Annotated in this window: 21 protein-coding genes; 6 read left to right on the top strand and 15 right to left on the bottom strand. The window is 62.5% G+C overall.

The window, feature by feature from the left end:
- Positions 1 to 3 precede the first annotated feature (3 nt).
- Positions 4 to 372 (bottom strand): succinate dehydrogenase, hydrophobic membrane anchor protein, encoded by a 369-nt coding sequence (gene sdhD, locus B2S33_RS20805; protein ID WP_023533603.1) that lies wholly within the window; start codon positions 370 to 372, stop codon positions 4 to 6.
- The gene (gene sdhC / locus B2S33_RS20800; protein ID WP_088523617.1) at positions 366 to 752 is read right to left on the bottom strand and encodes a succinate dehydrogenase, cytochrome b556 subunit; all 387 of its coding nucleotides are present in this window, start codon (positions 750 to 752) and stop codon (positions 366 to 368) included. The genes sdhD and sdhC overlap by 7 nt, the downstream gene beginning before the upstream one ends.
- A 352-nt stretch (positions 753 to 1,104) precedes the next feature.
- On the opposite strand from sdhC, the gene gltA reads away from it, so the two are divergent.
- Positions 1,105 to 2,394, top strand: coding sequence for a citrate synthase (gene gltA / locus B2S33_RS20795; RefSeq protein ID WP_023533602.1), 1,290 nt, complete (start codon positions 1,105 to 1,107; stop codon positions 2,392 to 2,394).
- A gap of 108 nt (positions 2,395 to 2,502) precedes the next feature.
- On the opposite strand, the gene B2S33_RS20790 is transcribed toward gltA, so the two are convergent.
- The 9 genes from B2S33_RS20790 to B2S33_RS20750 all read right to left on the bottom strand — a co-directional run bounded on the left by B2S33_RS20790 (position 2,503) and on the right by B2S33_RS20750 (position 9,534).
- The gene (locus B2S33_RS20790) at positions 2,503 to 3,108 is read right to left on the bottom strand and encodes an START domain-containing protein (RefSeq protein WP_145281108.1); all 606 of its coding nucleotides are present in this window, start codon (positions 3,106 to 3,108) and stop codon (positions 2,503 to 2,505) included.
- A gap of 33 nt (positions 3,109 to 3,141) precedes the next feature.
- Entirely contained in the window at positions 3,142 to 3,396 is a 255-nt protein-coding gene (locus B2S33_RS20785; protein WP_027916297.1) for a YkgJ family cysteine cluster protein, read from the bottom strand.
- Positions 3,397 to 3,522: 126 nt separating this feature from the next.
- Positions 3,523 to 3,987 (bottom strand): hypothetical protein, encoded by a 465-nt coding sequence (locus B2S33_RS20780; RefSeq protein ID WP_023533622.1) that lies wholly within the window; start codon positions 3,985 to 3,987, stop codon positions 3,523 to 3,525.
- A gap of 64 nt (positions 3,988 to 4,051) precedes the next feature.
- On the bottom strand, positions 4,052 to 5,494 hold the full coding sequence (locus B2S33_RS20775) for a PLP-dependent aminotransferase family protein (protein WP_027916298.1): 1,443 nt from the start codon (positions 5,492 to 5,494) through the stop codon (positions 4,052 to 4,054).
- Positions 5,495 to 5,786: 292 nt separating this feature from the next.
- The gene (locus B2S33_RS20770; RefSeq protein ID WP_027916299.1) at positions 5,787 to 6,599 is read right to left on the bottom strand and encodes an OmpA family protein; all 813 of its coding nucleotides are present in this window, start codon (positions 6,597 to 6,599) and stop codon (positions 5,787 to 5,789) included.
- Positions 6,596 to 6,949, bottom strand: coding sequence for a DUF4398 domain-containing protein (locus tag B2S33_RS20765; RefSeq protein WP_027916300.1), 354 nt, complete (start codon positions 6,947 to 6,949; stop codon positions 6,596 to 6,598). Before B2S33_RS20765 ends, B2S33_RS20770 begins: the two co-directional genes overlap by 4 nt.
- A 9-nt stretch (positions 6,950 to 6,958) precedes the next feature.
- Positions 6,959 to 7,780, bottom strand: coding sequence for a substrate-binding periplasmic protein (locus B2S33_RS20760; RefSeq protein WP_288651002.1), 822 nt, complete (start codon positions 7,778 to 7,780; stop codon positions 6,959 to 6,961).
- Positions 7,781 to 7,854: 74 nt separating this feature from the next.
- The gene (locus tag B2S33_RS20755) at positions 7,855 to 8,784 is read right to left on the bottom strand and encodes an electron transfer flavoprotein subunit alpha/FixB family protein (protein WP_028686599.1); all 930 of its coding nucleotides are present in this window, start codon (positions 8,782 to 8,784) and stop codon (positions 7,855 to 7,857) included.
- Positions 8,785 to 9,534: an electron transfer flavoprotein subunit beta/FixA family protein gene (locus B2S33_RS20750; protein ID WP_027916303.1), complete on the bottom strand. Its 750-nt coding sequence runs from the start codon at positions 9,532 to 9,534 to the stop codon at positions 8,785 to 8,787.
- A gap of 575 nt (positions 9,535 to 10,109) precedes the next feature.
- Here B2S33_RS20750 and B2S33_RS20745 point away from each other — a divergent pair.
- Positions 10,110 to 11,774: an electron transfer flavoprotein-ubiquinone oxidoreductase gene (locus tag B2S33_RS20745; protein WP_027916304.1), complete on the top strand. Its 1,665-nt coding sequence runs from the start codon at positions 10,110 to 10,112 to the stop codon at positions 11,772 to 11,774.
- Positions 11,775 to 11,867: 93 nt separating this feature from the next.
- On the opposite strand, the gene B2S33_RS20740 is transcribed toward B2S33_RS20745, so the two are convergent.
- The 3 genes from B2S33_RS20740 to B2S33_RS20730 form a co-directional block, all read right to left on the bottom strand.
- Positions 11,868 to 13,187: an MFS transporter gene (locus tag B2S33_RS20740; protein WP_027916305.1), complete on the bottom strand. Its 1,320-nt coding sequence runs from the start codon at positions 13,185 to 13,187 to the stop codon at positions 11,868 to 11,870.
- A gap of 73 nt (positions 13,188 to 13,260) precedes the next feature.
- The gene (locus tag B2S33_RS20735) at positions 13,261 to 13,734 is read right to left on the bottom strand and encodes a histidine kinase (protein ID WP_128610340.1); all 474 of its coding nucleotides are present in this window, start codon (positions 13,732 to 13,734) and stop codon (positions 13,261 to 13,263) included.
- A 152-nt stretch (positions 13,735 to 13,886) separates the two neighbouring features.
- Positions 13,887 to 14,363: a sigma-70 family RNA polymerase sigma factor gene (locus tag B2S33_RS20730; RefSeq protein WP_028686602.1), complete on the bottom strand. Its 477-nt coding sequence runs from the start codon at positions 14,361 to 14,363 to the stop codon at positions 13,887 to 13,889.
- 211 nt (positions 14,364 to 14,574) lie between these two features.
- Between B2S33_RS20730 and B2S33_RS20725 the strand changes: the two genes are divergently transcribed.
- The 3 genes from B2S33_RS20725 to B2S33_RS20715 are packed head-to-tail and all read left to right on the top strand — an operon-like array spanning position 14,575 to position 19,125.
- Positions 14,575 to 15,741, top strand: a complete 1,167-nt coding sequence (locus B2S33_RS20725) for an efflux RND transporter periplasmic adaptor subunit (RefSeq protein WP_027916307.1) — start codon at positions 14,575 to 14,577, stop codon at positions 15,739 to 15,741.
- Positions 15,742 to 17,706, top strand: a complete 1,965-nt coding sequence (locus B2S33_RS20720; RefSeq protein WP_028686603.1) for a MacB family efflux pump subunit — start codon at positions 15,742 to 15,744, stop codon at positions 17,704 to 17,706.
- Positions 17,707 to 17,709: 3 nt separating this feature from the next.
- Entirely contained in the window at positions 17,710 to 19,125 is a 1,416-nt protein-coding gene (locus tag B2S33_RS20715) for an efflux transporter outer membrane subunit (RefSeq protein WP_028686604.1), read from the top strand.
- Between the two features lie 79 nt (positions 19,126 to 19,204).
- On the opposite strand, the gene B2S33_RS20710 is transcribed toward B2S33_RS20715, so the two are convergent.
- A complete protein-coding gene (locus B2S33_RS20710; protein WP_145281091.1) occupies positions 19,205 to 20,833 on the bottom strand; it encodes a PvdJ/PvdD/PvdP-like protein in 1,629 nt (542 codons plus the stop codon).
- 211 nt (positions 20,834 to 21,044) lie between these two features.
- On the opposite strand from B2S33_RS20710, the gene B2S33_RS20705 reads away from it, so the two are divergent.
- Positions 21,045 to 22,391: a dipeptidase gene (locus B2S33_RS20705; RefSeq protein WP_027916311.1), complete on the top strand. Its 1,347-nt coding sequence runs from the start codon at positions 21,045 to 21,047 to the stop codon at positions 22,389 to 22,391.

The raw sequence follows: 22,391 nt of genomic DNA, 5'->3' as shown, positions 1-22,391 counted from the left end.
GGATCAGATACCCCAGAGAATCTGCACACCCCAGACGAAGTAAGCGAACATCGCAACGCCGCATACCGCCTGGAACAGGAAACGAATCGCAGTTGCCGACTTGCCGAACGACATAGGCGTCAGGTAGTCGGTAGCAATGGTCCACATGCCGACCCAGGCGTGAGCGCCGAGGGCAACGAGGGCCAGCAGACTGAAGATCCGCATCGCGTTGTTGGAGAACAGGGCATGCCACTGGGCATAGTCGATGCCTGGGTGGGCGACCACGTAGCCGATCAGGAAGATGAAGTAAGCCGCGAGAACGACCGCCGAGACGCGCTGCGCCATCCAGTCATAGAGGCCCGAACGCGACAGGTTCGTGACGTTGGTTACCATACCCAAACTCCCACCAGAACGATCAGCACCACGGAGATGACGATCACGATTTTCGAGCCCAGCTTGCCGCCTTCCAGCGTCTCGCCGACACCCATGTCCATGATCAGGTGACGAACACCTGCCACGAGGTGATAAAGCAGGGCGGACAACAGGCCCCAGGTCACGAACTTGGCCAGCGGGCTGGTCAGACACGCCTTCACTTCACCGAAACCTTCCTCGGAACCCAGCGACTTGCCCAGTGCATACAGCATGATGGCAAGGCCGATGAACAGGATGACGCCGGAGATACGGTGCAGGATGGACGTGTACGCAGTGACAGGAAGCTTGATGGTCCTTAGGTCTAGGTTTACAGGTCGTTGGCTTTTCACGGCTTTTTTCACACTGAAGAGCCCCTAGCGAATCAGGGCAAAGTTGTTGGTAAGTGTACTGGTCAGGTACCCACCACCCAGGGAACGGCGACCCCCAGCAGGTCGGGCTTGCAAGCCCCTGGCGGTCGGGTGCCGAGTATAGACAGTTAGGCTGCTCATGACAACGTGAGGGGGTAGCCCGAATAGCGCATTGCCTTTAACGAGCAAAAGGCGTAAACGGGCGAGAATTTCGGGAAAAATCAGGCTTGAACAGCTGATTCAACAAGCCTTTAGGCAAATTGACATCTGAATTTATCCCTCTATAGTGGTGCGGGCCCTGCGTGGGGGGTCTGTCTGATGATTTCAAGCATTAATAGGAGGCCACATGGCTGACAAAAAAGCGCAGTTGGTCATCGAGGGCACTGCCCCCGTCGAGCTGCCCATTTTAACCGGCACGGTTGGTCCTGATGTAATCGACGTCCGCGGGTTGGGGGCCACTGGTCACTTCACCTTCGACCCTGGTTTCATGGCAACGGCCTCGTGCGAGTCGAAGATCACCTACATCGACGGCGACAAGGGTATCTTGCTGCACCGCGGCTACCCCATCGAGCAACTGGCCGAGCAGTCCGACTACCTCGAGACCTGCTACCTGCTGCTCAACGGCGAACTGCCCAATGCCGAGCAGAAAGCCCAGTTCGTCAGCACCGTCAAGAACCACACGATGGTTCACGAACAGCTCAAGACGTTCTTCAACGGCTTCCGCCGCGACGCTCACCCGATGGCGGTGATGTGCGGTGTGGTCGGCGCCCTGTCGGCCTTCTACCACGACTCCCTGGACATCAATAACCCGCAACACCGCGAAATCTCCGCGGTGCGCCTGGTCGCCAAGATGCCGACCCTGGCCGCGATGGTGTACAAGTACTCCATGGGCCAGCCCATGATGTACCCGCGCAACGACCTGTCATATGCGGAAAACTTCCTGCACATGATGTTCAACACCCCGTGCGAGATCAAACCGATCAGCCCGGTGCTGGCAAAGGCGATGGACCGGATCTTCATCCTCCACGCCGACCACGAGCAGAACGCCTCCACCTCCACCGTGCGCCTGGCAGGCTCGTCGGGTGCCAACCCGTTCGCCTGCATCGCTGCCGGCATCGCGGCACTCTGGGGCCCGGCCCACGGCGGCGCCAACGAAGCGGTACTGACCATGCTCGATGAGATTGGCGATGTGTCCAACATCGACACCTTCATCGCCAAGGCCAAAGACAAGAACGATCCGTTCAAGCTCATGGGCTTCGGTCATCGCGTCTACAAGAACCGCGACCCGCGCGCCACTGTGATGAAGCAGACCTGCGACGAAGTTCTGCGCGAACTGGGCATCAAGAACGATCCACAGCTCGAGCTGGCCATGCGCCTGGAAGAGATCGCCCTCACCGATCCTTACTTCATCGAGCGCTCGCTGTACCCGAACGTCGACTTCTACTCGGGCATCATCCTGAAGGCCATCGGCATTCCAACCAGCATGTTCACCGTGATCTTTGCCCTGGCGCGCACCGTCGGCTGGATCTCGCACTGGAAGGAAATGCTCTCCAGCCCGTACAAGATCGGCCGCCCGCGCCAGCTGTACACCGGCGAGGCGAAGCGCGATATCGTGGCACTGACCGACCGCAAGTAAGCGTTCACCGTCAAATGCCAAAAGGCTGCCCTAGGGCAGCCTTTTTCGTAGGTCCTGTGCTGACCGCCTCTAAAGTCAGGCGGCCTTCACCAATGCAGCAGAAAAACCTCAGTTTTTCTCGGCGCGCGCGCGAAGCGCCTTGAGCGTATTGAACGGGGCTTCCACGACGAACTTGTTGGCAATCATCGCCGGCACACTCCCGCCTGGCTCGGTATGCACTTGGTACGTCACCTCCGTGCTGTCACCCTTGGGCACCAGCTTCCAGAAACCGTCTACCATAGTCACTCGAACAAAGCCCTTCTCTTCGGGCACGTAGGCAGGCTCTTCGACGAGGTTACGTGTAAGGCTGCCATCGGCACCCTTGACCGTGGTAACACGCAGCACGGAGTCGCGCGGCGTTACAGGCCAGGGCGTATTGAACTGGGTATAGGTCCAGCTCTGATCACCCTCATGCTTGAGCAGTTTCTGCAACTTGCACTCGTGAATCCAGGCACAAGCCCCAGCCACATCCTCCTGCAACGCCTGGACTTTGGCCAACGGCGCCTTGATGACGGTCACGCCTCGGTACGCCTTGTATTTGGAGCCCGGCACTTCACTGAGGGACACCTTGATGCCCTCCTCGTCCTTGGCCACCTGCCAGTTTTCAGCCAAGGCAACAGGTGCAAACAGAACACTGACGCTACACAGCAGCGCTATACGCTTGAACGATCTCATCATGTTTATCCTTGTTGTCGAAGATCCAGCCTGTCACGCCGCCGTTACCCGCTCCCACCAGCCAAGAATCCTGATCGCCTCTTCATTGTCAGCACCGCACACCTCGGGATCGGCCTTGAACCCACCACAGACCGCCGGCCGCTCGGGTTTGCCGAACAGGTCGCACAGATTCGCAGGCGTCAGGTGCAGGCACCTCACACCTGCCGGCTTGCCCTCGGGCATCAGCGGCATGGCTGAAGTAATAGATGGCGCGATGCAACAGGCGCCGCAGCCTTCGCGGCATTTCATGGCATTCAAGTGAATCAGGACTCCAGAGTACGGGATAGGGCGGCACACACGGATAGTAACCGCTCAAACAGACGTTTGAAATTGCCGCCCTGATGAAAATCCACTGACCGGCCGGTCAGCTCCCATCTACTGACGGTACTCGAAATCGATGGCGGCGCCTTCGACATCCCGGCGGCTGTCATTGCGAAGCTGCAGTTGCATTTCGTTGCTGATCAAGCGGCCATTGAGTTGAAACGGGCTGTCGGCTTCGGACTTTTCGACGAACAGCGGCGGTAGCAACGGTTTGCGCTTCCTGATGGGCGAGGGTTCACCAACGTTCGGCTGCAGGTTATCGACCAGCTCGGTGGGCAAGCTCAGGTCGAGGTTGGTTTTCGGCAACGGCTTGGCCACTTGCTTGCTGACCTTTTTGTGCGTCGACTTGGCACGCTTGCTGGCTGCCTTGCGAGCACTTTGCTGTGCCTTCGGCTTGACTTGCGCTTTACCTGAAGCGGACTGTGCCTGGCTTGCTGGCTGGGCAGCCTGAGCTGGGCTGCCCGGCAAAGCCACAGGCAGCAGACACAAGACCAACAGATACCGGCGCAGTGCGTTCATGGCAAATGGACAGAACCCCATGGAAAATGCGTATGCTCCCTGTTCCGCAGCCGCCTGGCAAGCCTCACAAAAGTGGGATGGCAGGCTCCCTGCACAATTGTTGTGCCAGTAGTCCCAAGGTGATGACTGCGCGCTCGGCCTCCTTGTTCCATGGAATCCCGCAGTTCAGGCGGATACAGTGGTTGAACTGTTCGGTATTGCTGAAAATCAGCCCCGGCGCGATGCTGATCCCCTGTTCGAGCGCTCGCACGTGCAGCTCCTGGGTATTGACCCGGCCAGGCAAGCTCACCCAGAGAATGAAGCCGCCCGTTGGGCGAGTCATCTGAGTGCCCTCTGGAAAGTGCTGCTGCACGGCCAACTGATAAGCGCTGAGGTTCTTGCGGTATTCCTGGCGAATGAAGCGAAGGTGGCGATCATAACCCCCGTTTTCCAGGTATGCCGCCACCGCCATCTGGGTCACGCTGCACGCCGAGTGGGTGGTGAAGGTCTGCAAGCGCTGGATCTCGTCCTGGTAACGGCCAGCAATCATCCAACCCACACGCACGCCTGGCGACAGCGTCTTGGAGAAGCTTGAGCAGTAGATGACCCTGTCCAGCCGGTCGAAGGCCTTCAAGGCCTTGGTCTTGCCCTGCTCGAACATCAACTCGCCATAGATGTCATCTTCGACGATCTGGATGTCGTAGTCCGATGCCAGGCGCAGCAACTGCTTTTGCCGCTCTTCGGGAATGGTACCCCCTAGCGGGTTGCTCAACCGTGCGGTCAACACCAATGCCTTGATGGACCATTGATTGGCGGCCAGTTGCAAGGCCTCGAGGCTGATGCCGGTCGAGGGGTCGCTGGGGATCTCGATCACTTTCAATCCGAGCAAGTCCGCCAGCTGCAACAGACCGTAGTAGGTCGGCGACTCGGCCGCAATCAGGTCGCCGGGCTTGGTGAGCACGCGCAGCGACATTTGCAAGGCATCGACACAGCCATGGGTGACGATTACCTCCTGCGGGTCGACCAGCACACCAGCGTCGCGCATGCGAATGGCGATCTGCCGACGCAGAGGTTCGAAGCCTGGGCTGAACATGTAGCTGAAAGCACGCGGGCTGTGAAAGCGCGTCACTTTGGCCAGTTGCTGGTGCAGGGCACGCACCGGCAGATAGTCGACGTGCGGTACGGCCGCGCCGAAGGCGAATACGCCATCGCGGCGCGCTTCGGTCAGTACCTGCTGGATGATGCTGGCCCGGGTCACCAGACCGGGACGCTCCACGCGCGCGATGTCCGGCGTGGGCGCCGTGAGCGCCGGAGTCTGGTGCACATAGTAGCCAGACTGGGGACGCGCGCGAATCAACCCCTGGTCTTCCAGGTTGGCATACGCTTGCAGGACGGTGGCATGGCTGACATTGAGCTGGGCACTCATCTTGCGCACCGAAGGCACCCGCTCCCCGGGCTGGTAGACACCGCGCCGGATGTCTTCGGCCAGTTGCTGGGCGATACGCTGGTACAACAGCAGATTGGTCATGGCTGGATCTCGACGCGCGGACAGGCTCATTATTCTTGTTTCGCTCACTGCGGCTCAGGATACCGGAACAGTTGCAAAGTGTACTGGGACAGATGACAGGATAGTCAACGGTACACTTGCTTGGAAGCGATTTGCAGCGCCCGCGTGCGTGCGGTGCACAGGTAGGCTGATCTTGAACCTACCCAACAGGTGGCGAGTGCCCATGAGTCACTCAGGCGCAGAGGCAGCAGCTGCCATGCACCGCCCGTTTCGACGGCCAGCATGGGCCACTGCCCGAGCCTGCTATCAGCCGTCAGCGTGCCGGCGCAAGCTTGCCCTTGTCGTCGGAAAACACGATCTCGACCCGTCGATTTTGCGCCCTGCCCCGCTCCGAGGCGTTGACTTCAACCGGGTACTGGTCACCGTAGCCCTCCACCTGCATTCGCTTTTCATCGATGCCCAAGTCGGCCAGCATATCGGCCACGGCCTGCGCCCGGTCGCGGGACAGCTTGAGATTCTCTTCGGGCGTCCCCGTGCTGTCGGTATAGCCTTCGATGCGCACTATCCGGCGGGGGTTGAGCTGGAGGAACTGCACGAGCTTGAGCACCGTCCGGCTGGCCGAGTTCTTGAGATCGGCGCTGCCGGTATCGAACAATACATCACCCAGCGTCATGACCAGACCACGGTCGGGCTGCTCAGACGCCAGGGCGACGATCTGCGACTCGACCCATTTGCCCTGCTGCTGCACGCTGGCCAGCTTGGCCTCGCGCAGCGCCAGTTGCAGCCGTTGGCGTTCCAGGTCGAGCTTGGCCTGGCGCTCCTGATTCAGCGCAAGCTTGGCGTGCTCACTGGCGATTTCGCTGTAGCGTTGACTGAGGTAGGCGTAATGGCGTACATCGGCACCGGTACCCATGTAGCTGGACAAACGCTCTGCACGGGACAGCGACTCGCCGGCGCGAATCACATCACGCGGCGCGCTGCGCAGCACATCCGAGTCATCCTTGACCTTCTGGAAGCTGGCAGCGGCTTGATCCAGCGCGGCCGTGCTGCGCTGGCTGGCGCAACCGGTCAGGCCTGCTGCAAGGGCCAGCACTGTCAGTGCCGTGATAGAACCACGCGCCATCATGGCTGCACCTCCAGCTGCTTGCGCAAGCGCTTGATCCTCGATTGCAGCAATTGCAACTGCTCATCACTCTTTTGGTTCAACACCTGGGCCTCGGCCAGCCGAGCATCGAGCTCAGCCTGTTCGGCGCGCATGCGAGCGTCGCGAAAGTCTTGTGTGAGCATGTTTGTACGAGCACGTCCCAGTTTGTCTTCGGCCAGCTTGAACGCTTCGACCTGGTCGGTAGCACCAACCGCTTTCGCTTGTTCCAGGGCCTGCTCGGAAAGGCGCATCTGCTCATCCGGGGCAGGGTCATTGGCGCAGCCAGCCAGGGCAAACATGGCCATGGCAAGGATCAAAGGTTGGGTTTTCACGCGATCTTCCTAGTGTTTGGGGGCGTCGCCCTGCACCTGCAATTGGGCCTTCCAGCGCTCGAGATTGGCCTGCAGCACAGCATCGGACGTACCGGAGATGGGCAATTCTGTCAGCTTTTTCGCCAAATGCCCACGCAGCCAACTGTCATTGCACGCCGAGTCATGGGACAGCGCCAAGTACAGCCCAGGTCGGTCCACGGGTAGGCCGCGGGCAATCAGGGCATCGTTCATGCCCAGGCTCTGGACCATGGCCATGCCCGAATAGCGACCGGCCAGCACATAGTCCACCTGGCCGAGTACCAACTTTTGAAAGGCCTGGGTCAGGTTCTGCGCCATCACCGGTTTCAACTGGTCTTTGGCGAACGCGGTAAAGGCAGGGGTCAACCGCGCCCGTTCCGACAGACTGCCCCGATAACGCGCAAGGTCAGCTGGGCCATCGAAGGTCAACTCGGCATCGTGCCGCGTCCATACCAGGTACTCGTTGAGCTGCAGCGGCGGGTGGATGTAGTCCAGTGACGTCAATTGCTCCACTTGCAGCGGCGCATCGAGCAGCAGGTCCATGCGACCGCTGTGCACTTCCTCAAGGGCCTGGTCGCGCCTACCCGCGTTGAGCACTTCCACCTTGATTCCCAGCTCGCTCGCCACGTGGCGTAGCAGGTCGACGTTGGCGCCAATCAAGTGCTTGGGGTCTTTGGGGTCCTGCCACGAGTAAGGCGGCGCGTCGGGGCTGCCGGTGGCCACCAGGCGTTCGCACTTGCCTGCCGCCATCGCCAGCGGCGATACCAGAACTGTCATGCAGGCCAGCACCCTGCCCATTGCACGCAACCTCATCCCACACTCCTCGACCATAAAAAAACCCGGCCCTCAACGAGAGGGCCGGGTTCTTTATAAGTGAAGCCAGCGGATCAGACCAGCTTTTCCAGCTCCGGCACGGCTTCGAACAGGTCGGCAACCAGGCCGTAGTCGGCCACCTGGAAAATCGGTGCCTCTTCGTCCTTGTTGATCGCCACGATCACCTTGGAATCCTTCATCCCGGCCAGGTGCTGGATGGCGCCCGAGATACCCACGGCGATGTACAACTGCGGAGCGACGATCTTGCCGGTCTGGCCGACCTGCATGTCGTTGGGCACAAAGCCCGCATCGACGGCCGCACGGGATGCGCCAACAGCGGCGCCAAGCTTGTCGGCCAAGCTATACAGGTGGCTGAAGTTATCGCCGTTACCCATGCCGCGACCGCCGGAAACGACGATTTTGGCAGCGGTCAGCTCAGGACGATCGGACTTGGCCAGCTCTTCGGAAACGAACGCCGAAATGCCAGCATCGTGGGCAGCACCCACCGCCTCGACAGCGGCGGTGCCACCTTCGGCGGCCACGGCATCGAAGCCGGTGGTGCGCACGGTGATGACCTTCACGCTGGCGCTCGATTGCACGGTAGCGATGGCGTTACCCGCGTAGATCGGGCGCTTGAAGGTGTCGGCAGATTCGACCGAGATGATTTCGGAGATCTGATCGACGTCCAGCAGCGCTGCAACGCGCGGCAGGGTGTTCTTGCCATTGGTAGTGGCCGGGGCCAGCACGTGGCTGTAGCCCTGGGCAAGCTCGACGATCAACGGCGCAACGTTTTCGGGCAGCGCATGGGCGTAGGCGGCATTATCGGCGACCAGCACCTTGGCCACGCCAGCGATCTTGGCGGCGGATTCGCCAATGGCGCCTACGTTCTGACCGGCGACCAGTACGTGCACGTCACCACCGATCTTGGCGGCGGCAGCAACGGTATTGAGGGTGGACGGTGCTACGGCACCGTTCTCGTATTCAGCGACAACCAGGATAGTCATTTAGATTACCTTCGCTTCGTTCTTCAGCTTCTCGACCAGTTCGGCCACCGATTTGACCTTGATGCCAGCGCCACGGGCAGCGGGTGCTTCGACTTTCAGGGTCTTGTTGGTAGAGACCAGGGAAACGCCCAGCGCATCTGGCGTCAGGGTCTCGAGCGGCTTCTTCTTGGCCTTCATGATGTTGGGCAACGACGCGTAGCGCGGCTCGTTCAGGCGCAGGTCGGTGGTGACGATGGCCGGCAGGTTGAGCGCGACGGTTTGCAGGCCGCCGTCGATTTCACGGGTGACGTTGAGCTTGTCGCCAGCGACTTCGACCTTGGACGCGAAGGTGCCCTGGGCGTAACCGGTCAGTGCGGCGAGCATCTGGCCGGTCTGGTTGTTGTCACTGTCGATGGCCTGCTTGCCGAGAATGACCAGCTGCGGCTGCTCCTTGTCGACCACGGCCTTGAGCGCCTTGGCCACTGCCAGGGAGTTCAGCTCGTCGGCTGCTTCGACCAGGATGGCGCGGTCGGCACCCAGCGCCAGGGCGGTACGCAACTGCTCCTGGGCGGTAGTCGGGCCGACGGATACGACCACGATCTCGGTCGCAACGCCTTTTTCCTTCAGGCGAACGGCCTCTTCCACGGCAATTTCGCAGAAGGGGTTCATGGACATCTTGACGTTAGCAAGGTCGACGCCGGAGTTGTCCGCCTTGACGCGAACCTTGACGTTGTAGTCGACCACTCGTTTGACAGCTACAAGAACCTTCATGGATTCCTCGTTACTCTCCGGTGAATAGATAGTCGCCTGGGACTAGGCCCTGCGATACGCGTGGGTACAAGGGCACCTCTGGAAACGAGCCGCAGACGAAGTTTTCATGGTGACCGCAACCAAGCGCGCCCCGACCCATCAGTCCTGTGCACATGCCTGGGGCAAAAATGCACGCGGGCCATTTGCTGTCGTGGCGTGTAGACTTCACTACAAACCGCTTGAACGCTTGAAAACCCTGCTCCACACCTGGTCTTTAGAGGTGTACCTGCGCCCGGCTGCATGCCTACGGCGAACGTAAAACCGCTCGTATCTTGACCGTATCACCCCATCCGGTCAATACGGCAAATCGGTCACCTTCCAGCCGCGTACCTTTGATTTTACTGGGCTGCGGCAAATTCAAACAAACGTTTGTATTGGACCGGTCAAGTGGTGTAGATATAATGCGCGTCCAAGACAAAACGGTGTAGTTCGTCATTTGCCCAGCTACAACCTGGTGGCCTCGCCACCGCTGCGAATGCCCACGCACCCATAAGACAAAGCAACAGCTATGAGCCTTGATGAGTAGGAGAGAACCTGTGGAACGCGAATACATGGAATTCGACGTGGTCATCGTCGGCGCCGGCCCGGCGGGTCTGTCCGCCGCCTGCCGCCTGAAGCAGAAGGCCGCCGAAGCCGGTAGCGAAATCAGCGTCTGCGTGGTGGAAAAAGGCTCCGAAGTCGGTGCCCATATTCTCTCCGGCGCCGTGTTCGAGCCACGCGCCCTGAACGAGCTGTTCCCGGACTGGAAGGCGCTGGGCGCGCCGCTGAACACCGAGGTCAAGCGTGACGACATCTACGTGCTCAAGGATGCCGGAAGCGCCACCAAGGTGCCTGACCTGTTCGTGCCCAAGACCATGCACAACCAGGGCAACTACATCATCTCGCTGGGCAACCTGTGCCGCTGGCTGGCCCAGCAGGCCGAGAACCTGGGTGTCGAGATCTACCCAGGCTTCGCAGCCCAGGAAGCGCTGTTCGACGAGGACGGCGTCGTACGCGGCATCGTCACAGGCGACTTGGGTGTCGATCGCGAAGGCCAGCCCAAGGACGGTTTGTACACGCCGGGCATGGAACTGCGCGCCAAATACACCTTGTTCGCCGAAGGCTGCCGTGGCCATATCGGCAAGCAACTGATCAAGCGCTTCAAGCTTGATAGCGATTCGGACGTACAGCACTACGGCATCGGGCTCAAGGAGCTGTGGGAAATCGACCCAGCCAAGCACCAGCAAGGCTTGGTGGTGCACACCGCCGGCTGGCCGCTGGACGTCATGGCCAAAGACAACACCGGTGGCTCGTTCCTTTACCACCTGGAGAACAACCAGGTGGTGGTCGGGCTGATCGTCGACCTGTCCTACGCCAACCCCTACCTGTCGCCCTTCGACGAGTTCCAGCGCCTGAAACACCACCCGGTGATCAGCCAGTACCTCGAAGGCGGCAAACGCATCAGCTACGGTGCCCGCGCCCTGGCCAAGGGCGGCATCAACTCGCTGCCCAAGATGGTGTTCAAGGGTGGCGCCCTGATCGGTTGCGACCTGGGTACCATGAACGTGGCCAAGATCAAGGGCAGCCATACGGCCATGAAGTCGGGCATGCTCGCCGCAGAGGCCGTCGCTGACGCCCTGATCGCCGGCAGTGAGGGCGGTGACCAGCTCGACAGCTATGTCAGTGCCTTCAAGGCCAGCTGGCTGCATGAGGAGCTGTTCGCCAGCCGCAACTTCGGCCCGGCCATGCACAAGTTCGGCCCGTTGCTCGGTGCTGCGTTCAACTACATCGACCAGAACTGGTTCGCCGGCAAGCTGCCCTTCACGCTGCGCGACACCAAGCCCGACTATGCCTGCCTGAAGCTGGCCGCGGACTCGCAAAAGATCGAGTACCCCAAGCCCGACGGCAAGCTCAGCTTCGACAAGCTCAGCTCGGTCTTCCTGTCCAGCACCAACCATGAAGAAGAGCAACCCTGCCACCTGAAGCTGGCCGACCCGAGCATTCCGATCGCCAGCAACCTGCCGCTTTATGACGAACCTGCCCAGCGCTATTGCCCGGCAGGCGTCTACGAAGTGGTCACCCAGGAAGATGGCAGCAAGCGCTTCCAGATCAACGCGCAGAACTGCGTGCACTGCAAGACGTGCGACATCAAGGACCCGGCCCAGAACATCACTTGGGTCACGCCTGAAGGCGCTGGCGGGCCCAACTACCCGAACATGTAGTCACCTCGCTCTGCACGATACAAAAAGCCCCCGGTTCGAAAGAACCGGGGGCTTTTTTGCAGGGTGTGCTCCGAAACGGTGTGATTGTGAGTGTCAGGCCGTGCGCGGGAGCTCAAGCCCCGCTTCACCCGCCGCCATGGGCTCTCGTCGCCCGAAGTACACCGAGGTCATTACCCCTACCCCGCCCATCACCAGACAGAACCCGACACACACCCAAGGGCTCCATGGCATCAGTGCGATAAGCGCCAAGGGCGTGATACTGGCCCACAGCGCATAGGCCACGTTGTAGGTGAACGAAATGCCCGATACGCGAATCTGCGCAGGGAACAGCCCGACCATGACCGATGGCACCACGCCCACCACACCGCACGACAAGCCCGCCAGGGCATAGGCCACCCAGGTCATGCCCCAGTGCCCGATCAGGCTGGCATAGAGCACGCCGACCCCGAGGGGTAGCAGCACGCTGTACAACAGCAGCGCCCGCCACGCGCCCACGCGGTCGACCAGCAACCCGGCAAGCACACAGCCCAGGTTCAGAAACACGATGCCCACGCTGCTCAGGGCAAAGGTATCTCCCGCGCTCATGCCAAAGCGCTGCTGCATGACCGTCGGGGTGATCACCACCAGCACCACCACCGCCGAGGTCAGCACGCAGGTCAGCAGCGCCGCGGGTGCCAAAGCGCGTTTATGTTCGCCAAGCACCTGTCGCAAAGGAAACTTCACCGGCGCCTGTTGACTACGCAACGCCAGGAAAACCGGTGTTTCACTCAGCCAGCGGCGCAACCACACGCCGATGACCCCGAACACGCCCCCCAGCAGGAACGGATAACGCCAGGCGTAGCTGAGTATTTCCTCGGGCGAGAACACATGGGCCAGCAAGGTTGCCGTCAGTGCGCCCAGCAGATAGCCGAACGTGAGCCCGGCCTGCAGAAAGCCCAAGGCATAGCCGCGTCGCCCGGGCGGCGCATGTTCGGCAACGAAGGTCCAGGCACTGGGCACTTCACCACCGACCGCGGCCCCTTGCAGGATGCGTAGCGCCAGCAACAACAACGGCGCCGCGTACCCAATGTCGGCATACGTCGGCATGACGCCGATGAGCAGGCACGGCAGCGCCATCATCAAAATGCTCAGGCTGAATACGCGCTTGCGGCCCAGGTGATCAGCGAAATGCGCCATCAGGATGCCACCCAGTGGTCGGGCCAGGTAACCGGTGACGAAGATGCCGAAGCTTTGCAGCAGCCGTAGCCATTGAGGCATCTCAGGCGGGAAGAACAGCTGGCTGAGGGTGAGGGCGAAGAAGACGAAGATGATGAAATCGTAGATTTCCAGCGCGCCGCCCAGCGCAGCCAGGCCCAGCGTCCGGTGGTCACGGCGGGTGAACCGGGGTGGACGAGCGGTATCGGTGGCAGTCATGGCAGGTTTCGCAGCAATGGTCAAAGGCCGGAGGATAGCAAATAGCGACCCGATTGCCCCTACCCTGCCTGGATCAGCGATGAAAGACCGTCTGGGCCAAGTTGCCGGGTGCTCTGGGGCCTCCCCTGCGCAACCCGTCCGGCATCCGTAGGGTGCCCACCACCATGGGTGCGTCGACGATCGACATAAAGGACGCCAGGGCGGCATCGTCGGGCACGTGCGGCAGGCTCAGGCTGACCGCCTGGCGCTCGGCCTGGGGTACCGCAGGCACCTTCAGTTGGGCGCAATGGTAAAGCAGGGCATGCTGGATCTGCGTGCTGACCCGGCAAAACCGGGCCAGGTCCACGCCTGCGTGGCTGGCCAACTCGATATTGCCCAACAGCAGGTGGAAGGGCTGGAGGGCACCCAGCACCAGCCGCTGTAGCTCCTCGAAACTGTCGACGGGGGCAATACGGTAATACCCCAGGCCATTGAGCATACGCTCCAGTTGCAGGCGTTGGTGCGGGTGAGCATCGGCAATCAGGATACGCAAGGACTTGTTGGCCATGGTCGAACCTGGACAGTGGAGGGGCCGCCAAGACTTGGTCGAGCCCGTCAAGCCCTGGCCAAGTCCAGCATTGATACCCCTAGATACAAGCCGGGAAACCCTCGGAAAGCAAGCGGTGGCCCGACAGAATGTGCAGTTTGCGCGGCGTGCCGTCAGGACTCCCACTGGCGCATGCGTTGCCGGCAGTGCTTCATGGCATTGACGATGTGCTTTTCCACCAGGCTGCGCGACAAGCCCAGGCGTTCGGCAATCTGCGGATGGGACAAGCCTTCGAGCTTGCGCAGCAGAAAGCTGTCACGGCATGGCTTGGGCAGTTCGTCCAAGGCACGCTTGAGCAGGTCCAGGCGCTGGGCGTGGTGCATGTCCTGGGACCAGAGCGTGTGCTGCCACTGAATACCCTCATCGAGCACTTCCAGCGGTTCGGTCTGGCGAATCAAGTGACGCCGGTGTCGATCCACCACCAGGTTGAGCGCAGTGCGATAAAGAAACGCGCGGGGGTGCTCGATCACTTGCGCATCGACACGCTCCAGCACCCGGACGTAGGCGTCATGGGCCACATCCTCGGCAGCCTGGCGGCTACCGAGGCGTGCGCTCAGGAAATTGACCAACTCGCGATAATAGTGTTCCACGGCGGCACCCTGAATCGCCCGATGACGGCCCCGCGCAGCCCAGACGGGCGCAGGTGATATCAAATTGGAATCTTACAAATTATCATTACCCGCAGCAACCGACGTCGGTCGCCTGGCAAACCTAAATTAGCCGCCATGACCTTCGTTTAACGGGGACCTGCCTGCGCACAGGCACCGCCTGCGTTCAGGCCCAATTCGGCTGGAAGTCCCCATGAGACGTGCACCCGCTATTCGCCACCGCCTGCTTCTGGGCGGCTTAGCCCTGCTGAGCCTGGGCAGTCTTCTGGCCTGGCGTACCCTACCCTTGGGCGCGGTACCGACCAACACCGTCAGCGTGACGCGTGCAGACATCGAAAGCAGCGTCACCGCGCTGGGCACGCTGCAACCCAGGCGCTATGTGGATGTTGGCGCACAAGCGTCCGGGCAGATTCGCACGCTCCATGTCGAAGCCGGCGATACCGTGCGCAAGGGACAACTGCTGGTGGAGATTGACCCGTCCACACAGCAGGCGCGCGTGGATGCCGGGCGCTTCTCCATCGACAACCTCAAGGCGCAGCTCGCCGAGCAGCGCGCCCAGTTCAAACTGGCCAGGCAGCAGCTCGCCCGCCAGCGCAGCCTGGCCGATGCCGGCGCCACCCGCGAAGAGGATGTGCAGGCGGCCGATGCGCAGCTCAGCGTCACCCAGGCGCGTATCGACATGTACCAAGCGCAAATCCGCCAGGCCCAGGCGAGCCTGCGCAGTGACGAAGCCGAGTTGGGCTATACCCGTATCTACGCCCCGATGGATGGCACCGTGGTGGCGGTGGATGCCCGTGAAGGCCAGACCCTCAATGCCCAGCAACAAACCCCATTGATTCTGCGCATCGCCAAGCTCTCGCCGATGACGGTGTGGGCGCAGGTGTCGGAGGCCGATATCGGCAAGGTCAAGCCCGGCATGACGGCCTATTTCACGACACTGGCCGGCGGCAAGCGCCGCTGGAGCAGCCGCGTCAGGCAGATCCTGCCGATTCCACCCAAACCGCTGGAGCAAACCAGCAGCGGTGGCGGCAGCCCGGCGAGCGCGACCAATGGCGCCACCGGTACTCAGGTGGTGCAGTACACCGTCTTGCTGGATGTGGAGAACCCTGACGGTGCGCTGATGGCCGAAATGACCACGCAAGTGTTCTTCGTCGCCGGGCAGGCCAGCGGTGTACTGACCGTACCCCTGGCTGCGCTGGACGAACAGGATGGCGTGCACATGGCACAGGTGCTCGCCCCCGATGGCCAGGTGCGACCGCGTCAGGTACGAACAGGGCTGAGCGATCGCCTGCGTGTGCAGGTGCTCGATGGCCTGGGCGAAGGTGAGCGGTTGCTGATCGGCCAAGGCAGTGGAGGCTGAATGACCACGCCCCTGATCGAACTGCGCGACATCTGCAAGGCTTACGGCGGCTTCGGCACCCCCAAGGTGGACGTGCTGCGGGGTATCAGCCTGCGCATTCATCCCGGTGAGTTCGTTGCGATCGTAGGCGCTTCGGGCTCCGGAAAATCGACCCTGATGAACATCCTCGGTTGCCTGGACCGCCCCACCAGCGGCAGCTATCACTTCGCGGGGATGGACGTGGCCGAGCTGGGCAACGATGAGCTGGCTTGGCTGCGCCGTGAGGCGTTCGGATTCGTCTTTCAAGGCTATCACCTGATCCCCTCCGGCTCTGCGCTGGAAAACGTAGAGATGCCGGCCATCTATGCCGGCATCCCGGCCCAGGAGCGCCACGCCCGCGCCGCGGCCCTGCTGGAGCGGCTAGGCTTGGCAAGCCGCACCGCCAACCGCCCGCATCAACTGTCGGGCGGTCAGCAGCAGCGGGTGTCGATTGCCCGCGCCTTGATGAACGGTGGCCACATCATCCTCGCCGACGAGCCTACCGGCGCCCTGGACAGCCACAGCGGCAAGGAAGTCATGGCGTTGCTGGACGAATTGGCCAGCCAAGGTCATGTGATCATCCTGATCACCCACGACCGAGATGTCGCGGCCCGCGCGCACCGGGTCATCGAGATCCGCGACGGCCTCATGATCAGCGACTCGGCCGATGAGCGCGACGGCACAGCCCGCCACCCAGGCCTGCAGGCCGATGATCTGCGTCAGCGCCTGGACCAGGGGGCGCAGTTGCGCGGCGCCTGGAAAGGCGAGCTGGTCGAAGCACTCCAGGCAGCCTGGCGCATCATGTGGATCAATCGCTTTCGCACGGCGCTCACCTTGCTGGGTATCGTCATCGGGGTAGCCTCGGTTGTGGTCATGCTGGCCGTGGGCGAAGGCAGCAAGCGCCAGGTGATGGCGCAGATGGCCGCGTTCGGCTCGAACATCCTTTATCTCAACGGCAAGCCGGCGACACTCGGCGAGCCGGCAGGCACCGTCACCCTGGACGATGTCGCGGCCATCGGCGAATTGCCGCAGGTCAAGCACGTCATGCCCGTGATCGGGGAAAAGCTCATGGTGCGCCAGAACAACACCAGCCAGATGTTTTACGTGGGCGGCAACAACACTTGGTTCGAGGACATTTTCAACTGGCCCGTGGTGGAAGGCTCATTCTTCAGCCAGGCCGACGAAGCCGCCGCGGCGGCGGTCGCCGTGATTGGCCAGAAAGTGCGGGAAAAGATGCTGGGCGACCATGCCAACCCGATCGGTCAATACCTGCTGATCGGCAACGTGCCATTCCAGGTGATCGGCATACTGGCGGGAAAAGGCGCCAGCTCCGGCGACCAGGACAGCGACGGGCGTATCGTGGTGCCGTACTCGGCCGCCGCCATCCGCCTGTTCGGTCATCGCGACCCCGACTACATCACCATTGCGGCGCGCGATTCGACCCAGGTCAACGCGACCGAGGCGGCCATCGATCACCTGTTGCGCCAACGCCACCAGGGCCGCCACGATTTCGAACTGACCAACGATGCGGCGTTGATCCAGGCCGAGGCACGCACCCAGAGCAGCCTATCGCTGATGCTAGGCGCCATCGCGGCCATCTCGCTACTGGTGGGCGGCATTGGGGTGATGAACATCATGCTGATGACCGTGCGCGAGCGTACCCGCGAAATTGGTATCCGCATGGCCACCGGAGCCCGCCAGCGCGACATCATGCGCCAGTTCCTCAGTGAGGCGGTCATGCTCTCGATGGTGGGCGGGCTCAGTGGCATCGTCCTGGCCTTGGTCGTCGGCGCCGGCTTGATGCTGGCCGATATCGCGGTGGCCTTCGCGCTGCCAGCCATGCTTGGCGCTTTTACCTGCGCTGTGATCACCGGCATCGTGTTCGGCTTCATGCCCGCACGCAAAGCCGCCCGACTCGACCCGGTCAAAGCCCTTACCAGCGAATAAGCCATGCCCTTGCCAAGCCGCATCAGCCTGTTGACCCTTTGCCTGGCGTTCGCCGGGTGCAGCCCACCCACCCTGCCCCAGGCAGCGGTCGATATGCCGCGTACCTGGCAGGGCCCGACACACGCTTTCGGTGAGGCCGACCGACCGGCGCGTCAGTGGTGGCAGTCCTTCAACAGCCCCGAGCTGGACAGCCTGGTGCAACGCGCCCTGCTTAACAGCCACGATCTGGCGGCCGCCACCGCACGCATCCGGCAGGCCAGAGCGCGAGCCGCCATCGCCAACGCACCCCTGCTGCCAGCGGTCGAGCTGGGCGTGGATGCCAGCCGCCAGCGGCTGCTCAAGGGTGAGGGTTATAACGACCTCGATGTCACCCGTAGCGAGCGCACCAGTACCGCGTTCGATACCCAGCTCAGTGCCAGCTATGAAATCGATTTCTGGGGCGGCCTGCGGGCTAGCCGCGACAACGCCCTGCGCACATTGCAAGCCAGCCGCTTCGACCGGCAGACGGTGCAGTTGACCCTGCTCAGCGACATCGCCGACACGTATCTGCAGGGCCTGGCCTTAGCCGAACAACTGCGCATCGCCCAACTGAACCTGGACAATGCACGGGGCATTTTGCGCCTGGTCCAGGCACGCCAGCGCGCAGGCTCGGCAACACGCCTGGAGCTTGCCCAGCAGCGCAGCCTGGTCGCGGCCCAGGAGCGTCAGGTCCCCCTGATGGCGCAACGCGTGCAAGACACCCGCATCACCCTTGCAACATTGCTCGGCGACCCAGTACAGCAACTGCCGACCAGCCGCCAGCCGTTCGCCAGCGTGGCCTGGCCGACGGTTGACAGCGGCCTGCCCAGCGACCTGCTGACCCGTCGCCCCGATATCGCCGCCGCCGAGGCCCGCCTGGCAGCGGCCAACGCCAACGTGCAGGTGGCCCGGGCGGCCATGCTGCCCAAGGTAACCCTTGGCGCCACCCTGGGCAGCGGCGCGCGCACCTTCGCCCAGACGCTGGAAAGCCCCTATTACACCCTGACCTCTGGTCTGCTTGCGCCGATTTTCGACAACGGCAGGCTCAGGGCTTCCCGCGATCTGGCCGAGGCCGAGCAGGCCGAACTGCTGGAGCAGTATCGCAGCAGCATTCTCGCTGGCCTGAGCGATGTGGAGAAGGCGCTCAATGCCCTGGACGGAGTCGACCGCCAACGCCACTGGCAGGACGAAGAAGTGCGACAAGCTCAACTGGCCTTTGACCTGGCCGAACAGCGCTATGGCGCAGGCGCCGAGACCGTACTGACCGTGCTGGAAACCCAGCGCACGCTGTATGTAGCCCAGGATCAGCAGGCAACGCTTCGCCTGGCCCGCTTGCAAGCGAGCGTGGCGCTTTACAAGGCGCTCGGTGGTGGGTGGCAGGTGGGCGGTGATGCCCCTTAGGCGCAACGCTGGGCTGGAAAAACGCCAGGGTCGCCCAGGCCGCTGCGCGGCCTATCGCGGCATGAATCTCCATGAACCCTCACCGCAATGGCCGCGTCACCTTGAGATGCCGGGCATACCATGGCCGCTGCGGCACCTTGGGCCGTAACGCGGCGAAACGATCATCCTCGGCATAGATGATGCGCAGGGCCAGCTTCATGGTCTCCGGGTCCATCTCCACACTCCGCCCTGGGCGCAGCCCAGGCGCTGTGGAGCATCCATGGGTATCAGGCCCCAGCCAGGGGTCGGCAACTTCCACCCATCGCCCCGGTGCGAACCAGGGCACGCCGTTGACGTCCAGGCGCCACACTTCACCAGGATGAAGCCGTTCATGGGCCTGGAACCAGTCCTCGATGCGGTCGTCGATCCAGCCATGAAAGCGCCAGAACACCGGGTTCACATGGGATGAAAAAGGGTCGCCGAGAAAATCGTTCTCGGCGCCATACCAGCGTTGGGCATAGTCGTCGGGCGTGCGCGCCATCGGCACCGGCATGCCGTTGGCCGGATCGCGCGGCACCGAGGCCCAGCGCATGTGCAGCCAGTCATGCAAGCCCAGCTCCAGCTCTGAGCCAAACTGCCCCAAGGTCAAGGTACTGAGGTAATGCGGATCGCTGTAGCGCGACTCCCAGACCTGGAAGTTGCCGTAGAACGTGTCCGGGCTCTTGATGTCACGCACCCACTGGGTGTACTCCTCGTCATCATCGGCCAGCCATGTCGGCGGCAAGGCGTTGCCGTCATGGTTGTCGAAGTAGGCTGCGAACCCTACGCGGTCGCGCTCGAGCGCTGGCTGGGGCAAAGGAAAACGCGGCCACGACGGTAACGGCTCAATGGCCCTGGCGTTGCCCAGCATGTGCCGATGCATGAACAGAAAGTCCTCGCCGGAGCCGTTGCGGTCCTTGTGCCGGCCCCGTGCATCACGCTCGCGCGCCCTCGGCCCTGGCTGCCAGCCAAGCCCGCGCAACGCACCGCGCTTTTCGTCATCGAGCTTGTGCCACTTGTCCCGCGACGCATGCCAGAGCTGGTGAAACAGCCGGTGTTCCGGCGCGATCAGCTTCGCCAGCAACGGCGCCGACAATGGCGTGCGCTCCCGCGCTTCGGGGAACGTTCTTTTCAGCGCCAGGAAACGGTTGTCCTGCACGGGCAGCGCCAGTGGCCGCTCAAGCGCCGCCACGTGCCCGCTCAAGGTCGCAGGCCCTGCGTTGCCGTACGCCCCCCAGACCTCGTCAAGCACAACCTGGCACTCGTAGCGTGCCCCCAGGGGGTTGGCGTCTGTGGCCAACAGCCGCCAGCGCAGTGTCCCTGGTCGGTCGAGCAACAAGTCAGCCACCACCCGATAGCGTGGCTCCAGGGTGCTGCGCAAACGTTCAGGGGTGTCGAGGTAGCCGCGCAACCCCCGCCCGCTCGAGGCCACATCCAGGAAAAGCTCAAGCTCCCCTGACGGCATACCGGCGAGCCCGGCCTCGCAGCCTTGAGGTGTCCAGCGCCAGATACCGCGCAAGGTGTCGCCCAGCTGCCTGACAGGCGTATCGGCAAGTTCCACCACCGCCTCGCCGGGGGTCTCAGGGTATTGCTCTTCACTGGCTCGCCGCCGCTGCAGGTACCGCGCGCCTGGCACTGCCATACCCGTCAATGCCACACCGGCGATGAACCCGCGTCGAGAAATCGTCATTGCCCTACCTGTGCTTTCACTTCGGCCATGGAGCACGGCCCATCCAAGGCTAGGACGTGGCTCGGCGGGCGAAATTTAGCGCTGCAGTGCGCCCTGGCACCTGTCTTCAGTCAACGGGCGGGCGCTTAAATTTCCGCTATCGCAGCTCGTTCCCTCCAGGTAGCGGCGGCATCCAAGCCCATCCCTCGACGGTGAACCTACTGAGACCAAGATGACGACACCACGCTGGAAAAAAGCCTTGTATATCAGCCTGGCCGCGGCCGTGACCGCCGGTGCCGGGTGGGCGGCCTGGGACTATCTCGACACGCCGTCAGGCTACCCCAGGGACGTCATGCGCCAGGCCAATGACCTGCAGGAACGCCTGCTTTCGTTCGACAGCCACATCACACTGCCGCTGACCTTCGGCACCGAAGGCAGCGAAGCCGACCAAGACGGTGCTGGTCGCTTCGACCTGAACAAAGCTGCGCGCGGGCGCCTGTCTGCCGCTGCCCTGACCATTTTCGCCTGGCCCGAATCCTGGACCGGCGACGATGGCCCACACCGCCCTACCCCCGGCTTCGTCGAGGCCGCCCGCCACACGCAAGAGGTGCGCTACAACGCCATCATGGGCATGGTCCGCGACTTCCCCGAACGGGTGGGCGTTGCCTATACCCCGCAGGACATGCGCAGGTTGCACGGCGAAGGCAAGTTTGCGGTGTTGCTCAGCATGCTCAATGCCTACGCACTGGGCGACGACCTGGACCAGCTGGACCGTTGGGCTGCGCGCGGCGTGCGCCTGTTCGGCTTCAGCTACGTAGGCAACAACAGCTGGGCCGACTCCTCGCGCCCGCTGCCCTTTTTCAATGACACCGTCGATGCACTCGAAGGCCTGTCATCCATCGGCAAGCAGGCAGTACAGCGCCTGAACGATCTGGGGGTGATCATCGACGTGTCGCAGATGTCCAGCCAGGCCCTGGCCCAGGTCGTGGCGCTCAGCCGGGCACCGGTGGTGGCGTCGCATTCGGCGCCCCGGGCGATGGTCGACATCCGCCGCAACCTGTCGGACAAGGAAATGCAACTGATCAAGGACAGCGGCGGTGTCATCCAGATCGTCGCCTTCTCCACCTACCTCAAGCCCTTGAGCAACAAAACCCAGGAGCGCCTCAACGCGCTGCGCAGCGACTATGCCCTGCCGCCCCTGGCTGACCTGAACTACGCCCTCATGCCGGGCGACCCCGTTATCGCGGGCTGGCCGGAACAGAAAGTGGGCCAGTACGCCAATGCGTTGTACGCCATTCTCGACGAAGAACCGCCAGCCACGCTCAAGGACTACGGCGACGCCATCGACTACGCGGTGCGCAAGGTCGGCATCGACCATGTAGGCCTGAGTTCGGACTTCAACGAAGGCGGTGGCATTGACGGCTGGCAGGACGCCAGCGAGGCCCGCAACGTCACGGCCGAACTGATTACACGGGGTTACTCCGAAGCTGACATCAGCAAGCTGTGGGGCGGCAATTTCCTGCGTGTCTGGCAGCAGGTGCAGGCGGCAGCGGCCCCTGGCGCCACCCCCTCACGATGA

The sequence above is a fragment of the Pseudomonas sp. UBA5568 genome, from assembly GCF_002425525.1.
Classification (GTDB): Bacteria; Pseudomonadota; Gammaproteobacteria; order Pseudomonadales; family Pseudomonadaceae; genus Aquipseudomonas; species Aquipseudomonas fulva.
This window is presented reverse-complemented; position numbering and strand designations above follow the sequence as displayed.

Bases quoted from the DNA above. Each gene is read 5' to 3' on its own strand.
- sdhD (WP_023533603.1), bottom strand. From the start codon at position 372: ATGGTAACCAACGTCACGAACCTGTCGCGTTCGGGCCTCTATGACTGG.
- B2S33_RS20750 (WP_027916303.1), bottom strand. From the start codon at position 9,534: ATGAAGGTTCTTGTAGCTGTCAAACGAGTGGTCGACTACAACGTCAAG.
- B2S33_RS20755 (WP_028686599.1), bottom strand. From the start codon at position 8,784: ATGACTATCCTGGTTGTCGCTGAATACGAGAACGGTGCCGTAGCACCG.
- B2S33_RS20770 (WP_027916299.1), bottom strand. From the start codon at position 6,599: ATGATGGCGCGTGGTTCTATCACGGCACTGACAGTGCTGGCCCTTGCA.
- B2S33_RS20735 (WP_128610340.1), bottom strand. From the start codon at position 13,734: ATGGCCAACAAGTCCTTGCGTATCCTGATTGCCGATGCTCACCCGCAC.
- B2S33_RS20775 (WP_027916298.1), bottom strand. From the start codon at position 5,494: ATGACCAATCTGCTGTTGTACCAGCGTATCGCCCAGCAACTGGCCGAA.
- gltA (WP_023533602.1), top strand. From the start codon at position 1,105: ATGGCTGACAAAAAAGCGCAGTTGGTCATCGAGGGCACTGCCCCCGTC.
- B2S33_RS20705 (WP_027916311.1), top strand. From the start codon at position 21,045: ATGACGACACCACGCTGGAAAAAAGCCTTGTATATCAGCCTGGCCGCG.
- B2S33_RS20790 (WP_145281108.1), bottom strand. From the start codon at position 3,108: ATGAGATCGTTCAAGCGTATAGCGCTGCTGTGTAGCGTCAGTGTTCTG.
- B2S33_RS20715 (WP_028686604.1), top strand. From the start codon at position 17,710: ATGCCCTTGCCAAGCCGCATCAGCCTGTTGACCCTTTGCCTGGCGTTC.
- B2S33_RS20720 (WP_028686603.1), top strand. From the start codon at position 15,742: ATGACCACGCCCCTGATCGAACTGCGCGACATCTGCAAGGCTTACGGC.
- B2S33_RS20785 (WP_027916297.1), bottom strand. From the start codon at position 3,396: ATGAAATGCCGCGAAGGCTGCGGCGCCTGTTGCATCGCGCCATCTATT.
- B2S33_RS20725 (WP_027916307.1), top strand. From the start codon at position 14,575: ATGAGACGTGCACCCGCTATTCGCCACCGCCTGCTTCTGGGCGGCTTA.
- B2S33_RS20760 (WP_288651002.1), bottom strand. From the start codon at position 7,780: ATGAGGTTGCGTGCAATGGGCAGGGTGCTGGCCTGCATGACAGTTCTG.
- B2S33_RS20710 (WP_145281091.1), bottom strand. From the start codon at position 20,833: ATGACGATTTCTCGACGCGGGTTCATCGCCGGTGTGGCATTGACGGGT.
- B2S33_RS20740 (WP_027916305.1), bottom strand. From the start codon at position 13,187: ATGACTGCCACCGATACCGCTCGTCCACCCCGGTTCACCCGCCGTGAC.
- B2S33_RS20780 (WP_023533622.1), bottom strand. From the start codon at position 3,987: ATGAACGCACTGCGCCGGTATCTGTTGGTCTTGTGTCTGCTGCCTGTG.